Annotated in this window: 11 protein-coding genes; 9 read left to right on the top strand and 2 right to left on the bottom strand. The window is 39.3% G+C overall.

All coding sequences use genetic code 11. The annotated features are described in order from the left end of the window. Window positions 1-4: 4 nt before the first annotated feature. Window positions 5-2494, bottom strand: a complete 2490-nt coding sequence (locus N7E81_RS06890) for a hybrid sensor histidine kinase/response regulator (protein ID WP_263052553.1) — start codon at window positions 2492-2494, stop codon at window positions 5-7. A gap of 112 nt (window positions 2495-2606) precedes the next feature. Between N7E81_RS06890 and N7E81_RS06885 the strand changes: the two genes are divergently transcribed. The 8 genes from N7E81_RS06885 (at window position 2607) to N7E81_RS06850 (ending at window position 9803) form a co-directional block, all read left to right on the top strand. Then, window positions 2607-3101, top strand: a complete 495-nt coding sequence (locus N7E81_RS06885; protein ID WP_263052552.1) for a hypothetical protein — start codon at window positions 2607-2609, stop codon at window positions 3099-3101. Then, complete coding sequence (locus N7E81_RS06880; protein WP_263052551.1) at window positions 3098-4054, top strand: hypothetical protein; 957 nt, start codon at window positions 3098-3100, stop codon at window positions 4052-4054. Before N7E81_RS06885 ends, N7E81_RS06880 begins: the two co-directional genes overlap by 4 nt. Before the next feature lie 89 nt (window positions 4055-4143). Beyond that, window positions 4144-4584: a PqqD family protein gene (locus N7E81_RS06875; protein WP_263052550.1), complete on the top strand. Its 441-nt coding sequence runs from the start codon at window positions 4144-4146 to the stop codon at window positions 4582-4584. Further along, entirely contained in the window at window positions 4574-5257 is a 684-nt protein-coding gene (locus N7E81_RS06870; protein ID WP_263052549.1) for a glycosyltransferase family A protein, read from the top strand. Before N7E81_RS06875 ends, N7E81_RS06870 begins: the two co-directional genes overlap by 11 nt. Then, a complete protein-coding gene (locus N7E81_RS06865) occupies window positions 5241-6920 on the top strand; it encodes an ABC transporter ATP-binding protein (protein WP_263052548.1) in 1680 nt (559 codons plus the stop codon). The genes N7E81_RS06870 and N7E81_RS06865 overlap by 17 nt, the downstream gene beginning before the upstream one ends. After that, the gene (locus N7E81_RS06860; RefSeq protein WP_263052547.1) at window positions 6917-8089 is read left to right on the top strand and encodes a nucleotidyltransferase domain-containing protein; all 1173 of its coding nucleotides are present in this window, start codon (window positions 6917-6919) and stop codon (window positions 8087-8089) included. Before N7E81_RS06865 ends, N7E81_RS06860 begins: the two co-directional genes overlap by 4 nt. 2 nt (window positions 8090-8091) lie before the next feature. Beyond that, a complete protein-coding gene (locus N7E81_RS06855; protein WP_263052546.1) occupies window positions 8092-9120 on the top strand; it encodes a phosphoenolpyruvate carboxykinase (ATP) in 1029 nt (342 codons plus the stop codon). Continuing rightward, complete coding sequence (locus tag N7E81_RS06850) at window positions 9117-9803, top strand: glycosyltransferase (protein ID WP_263052545.1); 687 nt, start codon at window positions 9117-9119, stop codon at window positions 9801-9803. Before N7E81_RS06855 ends, N7E81_RS06850 begins: the two co-directional genes overlap by 4 nt. On the opposite strand, the gene N7E81_RS06845 is transcribed toward N7E81_RS06850, so the two are convergent. Further along, window positions 9792-10679: a sterol desaturase family protein gene (locus N7E81_RS06845; RefSeq protein WP_263052544.1), complete on the bottom strand. Its 888-nt coding sequence runs from the start codon at window positions 10677-10679 to the stop codon at window positions 9792-9794. The two genes, N7E81_RS06850 and N7E81_RS06845, sit on opposite strands and share 12 nt — an antisense overlap. Window positions 10680-10779: 100 nt before the next feature. Here N7E81_RS06845 and N7E81_RS06840 point away from each other — a divergent pair, with 100 nt between their 5' ends. Continuing rightward, window positions 10780-11511: a glycosyltransferase family 2 protein gene (locus N7E81_RS06840; RefSeq protein WP_263052543.1), complete on the top strand. Its 732-nt coding sequence runs from the start codon at window positions 10780-10782 to the stop codon at window positions 11509-11511. Window positions 11512-11515 lie beyond the last annotated feature (4 nt).

Raw genomic sequence — 11515 nt, 5'->3', positions numbered from 1 at the left:
TCACTTATTGTTCGGATTGTATTTTGCTCTGATCTAGGTGTGTATAAGCATGCACCATGGTCAGTAGTTCCATTGGATTAAATGGCTTAGACAAGAAATCATTCATACCGACTTCATCCAATTTCGTTTTCACATTTTCGTAAGTATCGGCTGACACCGCTACGATGGGGATATTTTTAAGGCCATCATTGTCGAGCGATCGTATCGTGGCTGTTACTTCGTAGCCATCCATTTCGGGCATTTGCAGATCCATCAAAATCAAATCATAGTCCGTATCAAATACCCTGATCAGCGCCTCTTTACCAGAGGTAACTACTTCGCTAATCATTCCCCATTTGTCCAAAAATTTCTTGGCCATCATGAGATTGATCTCATTATCATCTACCACGAGTACTCGCTTGCCTTTCACACCTTCCTTCATCAGGGCATCGTCTTTTTCTATAGCCGAATTGGCATGGGCAACCTCCTCCATATAGAGGGAAAAGTAAAATTTGGAACCCTTGTTCACTTTGCTTTTTACTAGAATCTGGCTGTCAAATAACTTGATCAATTTTTTGGTAATCGCCAGACCGAGTCCTGTCCCTCCATACTTTCGGGTAGTATCAGCATGTGCCTGCGTAAAACTCTCGAAAATCAATTTGAGCTTATCTTTTGAAATTCCGATGCCTGTATCTTCTACCACAAACTCGAGTTTGACTCTGCCGTTGCTCTTGGCCAGCAGATGAATTAAGAGTTTGACTTCTCCACTTGGTGTAAACTTGATGGCATTACTGATCAGGTTGTTGAGTATCTGAGTCAGACGTGCGGGATCTCCCTTGAGCATAGAAGGAATATTGTGATCGATCAGAATGCTAAACTTCACCCCACTTTCTTCTGCTTTTTTCTCAAACGTATTGCCGAGTCCTTTGGTCAACTCCCTCAAATGGAAATCAATGTGCTCGAGTATCACATTGCCTGATTCGACTTTGCTATAGTCCAATATATCATTGATTAAAATCAAAAGGTTCTCCGATGAAAATTTTAAGGTCTTCAAATGCTCTAACTGTGCCTTTTTTGGATTTTCGTCCAACAGCAAATGGATCGTACCAATGACGGCATTCATCGGTGTGCGAATCTCATGACTCATTACCGAAAGAAAATCGGATTTCACTCTGGCTGCAGACTCTGCTTTTTTGATCGCCCGCTTTAGTTTTTTGTTTTTCTTCTTGATCTTTTGCGTACGATGATCAATGATTTTTTCTAGCTCTTCTTTTTGCCATTGTGCCAAGCTCTCGTTGACCCTAAGCTGATCTATTTGCTTATTGAGGGCTTTCCGTTTCTCCTTTTCTCCTATTTTTTTGCGTTGGGCCAATCCCAATGAAAATACCACAATTTCTATCAGAAGCCCATACTTCATCAAGCTCGCCTGAGAGGTAGATGGGTCCCAAAGTGCTAAATCAATCACAGCAGCTATCACGGTAATCGCTGTGCCATAGATAAAGTATTTGACCATCTCATACTTCGATCCATGTATGCTAATGCTGAGACCTATGACCAGAAAGGCATTGGCCAAGGCAATCACTCTAAGTGTATCCGTGACCAAATAAATTTCTCTAGTAAAGTGTATGACTACAAGACTGATGACAAACATTGCCCCATCTAACCAGATCAATCTTTTTATCCATAGATAATAGATTGAAAACTGTTTTTTGACATTGATAAATTCATTTACAAAAACCCAATAGCTTACCAAAGTGAGCATGGGGGTGGAGATAAAGTAGATCGTATTCCAAGGCATATCGCTCAGTATATACTCTCTAAGGATGTCGGTAAGGAATAGATAATTGACTGCTAGACAAAAGAGATAAAATGAATAATACAAGTATGCCTTAGCTCTGGTAGATCCATACAAAAACAGATTGTAAATAAGGATGATCCAAAAAAGTCCTTGAAAAATAAAATCAAGAATATGCTTGTCTAAAATATTATACACCCAATCTGTGCCGCTACTGATTCGCAGGTCAAACTCGGGGTCATTGTGTATTTCGTCCTGAATTCTAATATACAGTTGCTGCGAAGCATGTGCATTCATTAGAATTGGAATAAAATAACTGCCTTTGGGTACCGATTTTAAATATTGCGGATACATGTAGCCACTTTGCTCATGCTGTACTATGGTGTCGTTTTGCACGAAATAGCAATCGATAAAATCGTTTTTACCTACATAGAGTAGGTAGAGTTTGATGATGTCCAAATTGTTTTCTACGTCTAGCTTTCCCCAGTACACGTTGTCTTTTGACAACTGCTCAGGAACTGGTCCAAACTGAGGAGCCGAATCTAGAATTTCGCCAATGGTAAGTGAACCCGTGGGATCTGTGAGTACACGAAGATGTGAAGTGAGTTCAGTACTGTCTTTTAAAAAATCTCTTAGATCTATAGCTTTCGGAGTTGCGCCATAGGCCACCGTCCCCAAAAAGACGATCAAAAGACTCAAACAAGATTTCACACTTCTCACGGCAAAGGAAAAATTTTTTAAAAGTTAATCAATTTATAATTGTACTTAGCAAGGTTATTTCATTGACTAATGAACAATATTGTATTTATATTTATTCCAAAATACTAAAATTATGAACAGCTATCGATCTATCACCGCCTTCTTTTTTGTGGCTTTTTCCTTTGTTTCACTCACTGCAGGAGCACAAGCTTGGCGCACGTATGAATGGGAGTATTACAACATTCAATTTGAACTACCTGAAAAATTTACTGTAACGACCAACACAGCTGAGGCACTAGAAGCAAGCGCTGAAGGTATTCGATTCGCATTGTATCCGTTCAAAGACAGTGAGCTAGATGGCCTCGACTTGGCTGGGTTTGTTGTAAAAATGGCAGAAGAAGACCTTAACCTCAGCCAGATCGACGAAATGGAATTGCTAGAGTTTGAAGAAATGGACGGGGGATTTGTATCAGGAGCTAAAGACGGCCTACTCTATATGGTATTAGGGCTAATGGACAAAAATAGTGACAACAATTACTACGCTTTTGTGGCATTCGAAGAAGACAAACAAGAAGAACTGGTAGAAGACGCAATGGAAGTCCTACTCAGTTTTGATTTGCTAAAATGAGGCAAATCTGGAGCTACCTGATTAAGTATCTTCAGACCCATTTTCATTGGGGGCTATACCTGTCGGCAGCCCTTTTTATGACCGCTTGTACCTATCTCAATTACACCTTTGACTTTGAGGATAGCATTGTAGACTCCTACCACCGAACGCTCTGGCACTGGTGGTACATGACACTGTTTATGGGCTTTCCATTTTTATTCATTTGTTGCTTGTTGTACGTTTTCGATATCAACCGCACTTGGGTCAAGTCTCAAGAGTTTTGGTTGTTGTTCTTCTTTGGTTTTGTCATTCTGGGGTTTAGCCGTACATTATATTTTCACTATACTCTGATCGATCATCTAGAGGTTATCGACTATCGATTTATCCGAAAGGTATTGTGGAGAGGAAAGTCCTTCTTCACTATTTTCACCCCTACCATGCTATTCTATTACTTCTACGAAAGACCTCGGGATGAGAATAGAAATTGGTACGGACTTACCTTCCGGCATACAGATTTTAGGCCTTATGCCATCCTATTATTAGTCGTGATAGTAGGCATCGGATTGGCCTCATTCTTATCAGATCTCACCAATTATTATCCTCGCTATCTCCTTAGTGGAGGAGACAAATTTGCAGAAAAGCATGACCTAGCTGGGTGGATACCCATGTTCATCTTCGAGGGCGTGTATGGTGCAAATTTTCTCAATGTAGAATTGTTCTTCAGAGGTTTCTTAGTCATTGGTTTTGTACGGGTGCTAGGCGGCCATGCGGTATTGGCCATGGTAGGATCGTATGCCTTTCTACACTATGGCAAACCTATGACCGAAGCTATTGGCTCTATATTTGGCGGCTACCTGATCGGTATTTTGGCCTTCTACTCCCATCGAATATGGGGTGGTGTAATCCTTCATATAGCTCTGGCTTGGAGCATGGAGTTTTTTGCCTGGCTGCAACGGATGTATGGGGATAGTTAAAAACGGGACATTGCATGAAAAGAGGATTTCAGGTAATATTGTAAAACATAATAAATGACGTGAAATCCTTAATAAAGTAAAAGAAATATATGATGTTGATAGAAAATAGACCAACAGTAAGTAGCGAGCTGTTTGAAGATGAAGTTGTAATTGTCAACTTAGAAAATGGCAACTATTATTCATACTCCGGCTCGGGTATAGATATTTGGAAACGATTGAAAGGAGGCATTACAGCCACTAACTTAAAACAAACTTTTCTGGAAAACCTTAACTTAGACCAAGCTGAGCTAGATAAATTAGATACTGCTATACAGGAATTAATTGACGAAGGACTAATCACAGAGAAAAACGGTGATCCCAACACAAATGACGAAACACTCGACTTCAGGCATGACAAATTTACAACTCCCTCGCTAAACAAATTTACAGACATGCAGGATTTGCTTTTATTAGATCCTATACATGATGTAGACGAAACTGGCTGGCCTATGCAAAAAGAAAACAGTCAAACTGACAGTAATGACAAATAAAACTAGTCCCTCTACTAGCGTGGTCATAGCTGTTTATAACGGCGAAAAATATATTAAAGAATCGATCGAAAGTGTACTCAACCAGACTCAACCTCCTTCTGAAATCATAGTAGTAGACGATGGGTCTACGGATACCACAGCTGAGATTGTCAAAACCTTACCCATCAGATATTTTTATCAACAAAATTCGGGACAATCGGCTGCAACTAACTATGGTATTGCGCAAAGCACAGGCGACTATTTGGCATTCAACGATGCCGATGACTTGTGGGAGCCCAACAAACTCAAATGGCAGCATGAGGCATTTACCAATGTACCTGAGCTAGATGCGGTATTTGGGCTATTGAAGCAATTTATCTGTCCACAATTATCCACAGAAACTGCTAGTAAAATTCATTGCCCAAAGGAGCCTATGAATGGGTACTGTAAACAAACGATGATGATCAGAAAATCTTCATTAGAGCAGATTGGGTTATTCAATGTTGATACACAAATTGGAGATTTCATCGAGTGGTACGCTCTAGCCAAACGCAAAGGCTTCCAATCCAATATGATCCCAAAAGTGATAACTAATCGTCGGCTGCATACCCGTAATATGAGTGTGAAAAAGAAAGACCAAAGAAATGAGTTTGCTCAAATTCTAAAAAGGCATCTGGATGCACAAAAAAGATAATACGCAAAGCGTTTGGAGTGCCTACTTCTCCTACTACTCCGACAAGATGGGCACGCTCTATGGCTCCTTATTTTTAGCTATCGTTCAGTCCTTTGCACTTATCCCAAGCACTTATTTCGTTCAGCAAATTTTCGACATTGGGCTGCCTACCAAAGACCTAAGACTAATACTCATCTATTCTTGCCTAGTGGTACTCTTGATCATACTCAATCAAGCGCTTTGGCTTTGGGGACGAAAGCTCATCCTGAAAATAACCAAAGAAGTCATAGAAACGATCCGGATCACATTAGTCGATGGTCTATTGCATACTGCGTATGCGCCATTCCAATCCTTCAGCAAAAACGAACTTCACAATCAGATAGTAAACGACAGCGAAAGGATAGACCGTATGAGCAATGCGTTGGTTGCCATATTTATACCCTCCATCATTTCGTGTCTGTGCTTATTGGCAGTACTATTCTATCTCAACTGGATTCTGAGTATGACTCTTTTGCTTCTCGGCCCTACGCTTTGGGCACTAATGAAATTACTTCGCAAGGGTATCAGAGAAAATACTACGAATTCAAATAGAAATTTTGAAAAATTTTCTAGTCAAGTTCGTTTTGTGATACAATTTTTCGACCTGATCAAAAGTAGCGTACAGGAGCAAACCGAATCTCAAAAAAAGTCGGCAACAATAAATAAACTCAAAACATCCAGCCGATCTATGGCCTGGCAACACGCCCTATTCAGATCGCTACAAGACGTAATTATTTCCTGTATCAGTTTGCTAATACTCGTAGTCGGCTGCTATTTGGTCATTCAAGATCAACTGTCCTTCGGCACGCTCATGTCCTTCTACTTTGTCCTTTACCTGTTGAGAAGGTTTATGTTCAACCTATCTCAATCCATTCCAGAGATTCTTTCTGGTAAAGAATCTCTGGAATCCATAATAAAGCTGATAAGCAAAATAAAAGCTGCAAAAGAAAGTACAGAAGGGATGCTGATCGACTTTCGGCAAGTGATTGAGTTAAGAGACGTTTGCTTTCAATATGCCTCACAGAGCAACTTATTGAGCAATGTAAATCTTCAAATCCAAAAAGGGAAAACCTATGCGATCATTGGATCTAATGGAATTGGCAAAAGTACATTAGTGAAGCTCCTCATGAGATTTTACCCACTCAATGAAGGGCAAATCCTAATCGATGGGCATTCGCACACTAGTATTGATCTAAACCACTGGAGAAAGCAAATAGGTCTTATCTTTCAAGAATCATACATTTTAAATAAATCTGTAAGAGAAAATATCCTGTACGGGTACGACGACCCCGTCAGCGAAAAAGAAATCAAGCAAATCATTGAGCTATCCACCCTAGATACAATCATAAGTCAATTGCCTAACGGAATAGATACGCCTCTGCATACCAATATCAATCTGTCTGGAGGAGAAAAACAAAAAATATCTATCGCTAGAGCATTGATTTCTCAGCCTAATTTACTCATCTTGGATGAACCTACTAATCACCTAGATACCCAATCATTAAAACAACTCTATATTAATTTGAAAAACCTTTGGTTTAAACCTGCTATACTCATCATCACACACAACAAAGACTTTTTGGAACTCGCTGACGAGGTGTTTGAATTAAAAAATGGCAGACTCAGTAAATTTGATTTGAAATGAAGTCACATACCGATTTTTGGCCTAATGCCAAACAGCTGTACTTGCTAAAAGCTTGCACTCTCACAGGAACCGCAGCTATCAAAAACTATAATGCATGGAAATCGACGCTTAAGCTCAACCCTCAAAAAACAGGAGACAAACTACTGGCTACCGTGTTTGACCAAATAGATGGGGGTTCGCAACGACTTTTACCCCTGTTGCATTACAACCTCAACAATCAGCTCCCTGGAGACCTCATCCTAACAGCAATCAAAGGATACAACAGATACGTCTGGTCCAAAAATCAGGTAATCTTTTTTCAAGTAAAAAAAATAATAGCGCTTCTCCAAACGAACGAAATTGAGCACTTTTTCGTGAAGGGTGTACCTCTCGCCAAACACTACTATGGATCTGATGGGATTCGGCCAATGTCTGATTTAGATTTTGTGGTGAAGGAAAAAGACTTAGAAAACCTCTGGAAAGTTCTGAATAAAGAAGGCTGGTACGACAAGTATACATCCCAGACTGTAAACTATAAAAAACTATTAGTCAACTCAAGATGCCTAGTCAACAATAAGGATAACGAAATTGATACACATTGGAGAGTATTCAAAGACTCTTTCAAGGAAAGCGATGAAGAGGAAATTTGGAATAATCTTGAGGAGTTTAAAGTAGATGATACAATAACTAAAACACTGAACCCTACATTCCAACTACTTCACTCCATCATACATGGCATGAGGTGGAATGAACTCCCTTCCTTCAGATGGATCTGCGACTCACTCATTATCATAAACAAAAGGGATATCCAATGGGAAAACATGCTAGCCTTTAGTGCAAAAAGAAAGTATGGTCTGCGGCTGTCTGCAGCACTGACTTATCTACGAGATCAATTCAACGCTGACATCCCTAATTTTGTATTTGAAGAATTGAGAAAAATTAAAATCAGTAAAACAGAAAAGAAATTTTTCGAGAAGCTCACTCATGAATTTACACCAGGAGGATTCTCGAATATTTTACTTAGACACTACCAGTTCCAATTATACCACTCCAAAAGCAACCTTTTTTATGAAGGGTGGGTATTTCTCAATCATCATAGTGCCAATTGGGGGACAAAAAATATCATAAGCTCCTTTTTCAAAATTATAGGTTATAAAACCGGCCTTATTCAACACCCCTCTAATAAGTGAAAATGAATAAATCTTCTTTCTTAGCCTTTTACAGACAATTAGAAGTGGTATATCAAAAGGCTAAAGCCGCAAGCCCATGTTACGCTCATACAATTGATTTTGCTCGACAGGGGTTCCTCGCACACTTCATTGGAGATGAAACAGATTTTTTTTACAAGCCCGCACTCACTCACCTACTCACAAAGTCAACCAATCATGATTTTGAAGTGTTTGTTTTAGAAGGGCTTTCTTCAAATGTAGCCCTCCCTAGCCCTTCTTGGAAATGGAACGAAATACCTCCTACTGGTGAAATTTATCGCGACGACGACTTTATCCTAACCTTTGAGTCATGGTGTGGAGTTCTTAGAGTATTCAACAGAAAAGAAAAAAAAGCATACCTCTGGATACAATCTATTACCGCACTCCCACAATGGATGAGAAGCTTTCCACTAAGAAGTATAGTAGATTGGTATTTTGAACCTACAGCTATTCAACCGGTACATAGTGGCGGAATCGCATTAGGCAACAACGGCATAATGCTCACAGGAAAAGGAGGGTCAGGTAAATCTTCGACCTGTTTATCTTGCCTCAATCATGACGAACTCAAATATTTAGGGGATGACTTTATGCTTGTCAATTGCGAAAATGGCAAAGAAGCTTTTAGCTTATACAACGTAGCCAAAGTAGAATTTGAAAATTTAGAAAAGTTTAAATTTCTAGAACCACATAGAGGAAAATTCAAAAAAGACGACGAAAAATATCAGATATTCCTGAATGAAATCATGCCGAACAAACTCACCAATAACTTTGAGATTGATGCAATCTTTTTACCAAAGATCACTGGCTCCAAAAAAGGAAAACTGATAAAGGCCGATGCTAGTGATGCGCTTTTGGCACTTGCTCCCTCCACTATTTCATTGCTCAAAGGCAATCGCGAACTCACCTTCAACAAAGTATCTAACTTAGTCAAAAAACTACCTGCATACACATTAGAGTTGAGCTCGGATTTTGAGCGTAACCCTGAAATCATTTACAATTATTTAAACAAATGAAGCTCCCTTTAGTTACAATCATAGTAATAGTAAAAAACGGCGAAAAATATCTTGCTACTGCGCTAGAGTCAATCATCAATCAGTCATACAAAAACATAGAATTACTGCTAGTAGATGGAGGTTCGGATGATGAAACCTTGACTATTGCCCAGCGATATCCAGAAACCCAAATACTGCACCAACCCAATCACGGCATTGCTAATGCCTACAATTTTGGTATTCAATCAGCTAATGGAAACCTGATTACATTTCTATCGCACGACGACAAGTGGGCAGCAGACAAGCTAAAGCATCAAGTAGAAGCTTTCGAGACAAACCCTAATCTCGATTACTGCATTACGGATGTTGAATATCAAGTAGAAGCCAATACGGTAGTGCCTCTTGGGTTCCGAAAAGAGCTTCTAGGCAAGCCAGTCAAAGGATTTATGATGGAAAGCCTTATGGTTAAAAGAAGTACATATGACAAAATAGGATTTTATGATCCGAAATTGAGCGTCAGTGAAGACACCGATTGGTTCTTTCGCTGCATCGATTTTGACTTAACTTATTGTCACATTCCGAAAGTACTCATCTATAAAAAAATACACGATAGCAATGCGCATCTCACCGATGACAGCATCAACAAAATAATTATAAAAACCGCTTTCAAATCCATCCAGAGAAAGAAAAAATTAGGTAAATAATTTATACCAAGCTGCCTTCATCGATCTGTAGATATTAACTAAATAATTCGGGTGATTCAGGTCATTTCCTTCTACGCCTATCCTAGGTAGATTATTGGGATCAGGCTCATACCAAGTGCCAAACAGCTTGTCCCACCAGACCAAAACTGTTCCTAGGTTTCTATTAAAATGTTCCTCTTCTACGCTATGGTGAATCCGATGCGCCACAGGCGAAATCAGCACATATCTCCCAAACCAGCCCAGACTCCACTTAAACTCTGAATGCTGAATAGAAAGCATGACATTTCTAAGTAAATAGACACCAATATAAGTCTCTACAGGACTGCCTGCTATAGCCAAGGGAAGTGCATACAATATTCGCTTGATAGACACATCAGAAAGCGGATTGGTCCGTAGCCCAGATATTACATTGAACCTAGTAGGTGCATGGTGCATTTTATGCATCTCCCAGAGCACTTCGCTTTTGTGTTCAAGCCGATGGATCCAATAGTCAGAAAAATCAACAACAATAAAAAACATAACTGCCTGAACGATAGGCAAAGGAATCTGCTGCACAAGGTTATACCCAAAGTAAAATCTAATCTCCTTAGGTATATACAGTGCTATTCCGAGCAAAAGACCGTATCCCAATATTTCATTGAGCATGGAGTATCTGAATAAAAATCCAGCCCAATCATTTTTGGCATTGTCATCTGGCTCCCAAAGCCTTCTCATAGATGAATCTTTCCAACCCACGGTTAATCGTTCTCCCACAATCAACACCAAAGGGATCAAAATAAACATCAATATCAACTCATACGAATCAGTAAAATACGTCAGGTAGTGATCAATGAATTTTTCAACAAAATTGACAACTAAGTCACGCCACTTCTCCATTATTAATTAAGCCATTTTCAGTACGCTATAGTAGTTTTTCACTCGGAACACAAATATCCTTTTAATCCGATAAATTCGCTCTTTTGAAGACAACAATATAATGACAGATTTTTCCATTAGCATAATCATCCCATGTTACAATGCAGAAGAACATTTAGCATCAGCTATTCAGAGTATTATAGATCTAGAGATTGAAAATCTAGAAATCATTGTTGTAGACGATGGTTCCACGGACAATTCTATTACAATCGCACGCTCATTTGACAAAATACAACTCATTTCGCAAGCTAATTCAGGACCTGCTGCTGCCAGAAATCGAGGCATTGAAGCTGCAAGTGGTGATATTATCGGATTTTTAGATGCAGATGATTTATATCCCGATCAAAAGATAAAAATACAACTGGATTACTTACGTAAAAACCCCGATACTGAGATCGTCTCAGGCAGAATTCAATGCTTCGGTGATCAGAGTGATCACATGTACATCAAAATATATGAAGATGCCGCTCAAAAGACTATGCTCAACTTTCATGTAGGGGCAAATTTGTACAGAAAAAACGTGTTTGATAAAATTGGAGGCTTCGACGTAGACCTACGCTATGCTGAAGACGTAGATCATTGGTTCAAAATAGTAGAACAAGGTATTAATTACCATTTTCTTAGTGAAGTCACCCTGCTACACAGACGCCACCATAACAATATGACTAATGTTTCTCAAGGCATACAAAACCCCTATTTTATTCGAGCCATCAAAAAAAGCATGGATCGAAGAAAGAAACTCGACAAGTTTGATCTCCCGAATTTTTTCAAAAACTCACTCTCTAAAAGATAAGTAT

The organism is Reichenbachiella carrageenanivorans (assembly GCF_025639805.1).
Lineage (GTDB): Bacteria > Bacteroidota > Bacteroidia > Cytophagales > Cyclobacteriaceae > Reichenbachiella > Reichenbachiella carrageenanivorans.
This window is presented reverse-complemented; position numbering and strand designations above follow the sequence as displayed.

Bases quoted from the DNA above. Each gene is read 5' to 3' on its own strand.
- N7E81_RS06885 (WP_263052552.1), top strand. From the start codon at position 2,607: ATGAACAGCTATCGATCTATCACCGCCTTCTTTTTTGTGGCTTTTTCC.
- N7E81_RS06880 (WP_263052551.1), top strand. From the start codon at position 3,098: ATGAGGCAAATCTGGAGCTACCTGATTAAGTATCTTCAGACCCATTTT.
- N7E81_RS06875 (WP_263052550.1), top strand. From the start codon at position 4,144: ATGATGTTGATAGAAAATAGACCAACAGTAAGTAGCGAGCTGTTTGAA.
- N7E81_RS06870 (WP_263052549.1), top strand. From the start codon at position 4,574: ATGACAAATAAAACTAGTCCCTCTACTAGCGTGGTCATAGCTGTTTAT.
- N7E81_RS06865 (WP_263052548.1), top strand. From the start codon at position 5,241: ATGCACAAAAAAGATAATACGCAAAGCGTTTGGAGTGCCTACTTCTCC.
- N7E81_RS06860 (WP_263052547.1), top strand. From the start codon at position 6,917: ATGAAGTCACATACCGATTTTTGGCCTAATGCCAAACAGCTGTACTTG.
- N7E81_RS06855 (WP_263052546.1), top strand. From the start codon at position 8,092: ATGAATAAATCTTCTTTCTTAGCCTTTTACAGACAATTAGAAGTGGTA.
- N7E81_RS06850 (WP_263052545.1), top strand. From the start codon at position 9,117: ATGAAGCTCCCTTTAGTTACAATCATAGTAATAGTAAAAAACGGCGAA.
- N7E81_RS06845 (WP_263052544.1), bottom strand. From the start codon at position 10,679: ATGGAGAAGTGGCGTGACTTAGTTGTCAATTTTGTTGAAAAATTCATT.
- N7E81_RS06840 (WP_263052543.1), top strand. From the start codon at position 10,780: ATGACAGATTTTTCCATTAGCATAATCATCCCATGTTACAATGCAGAA.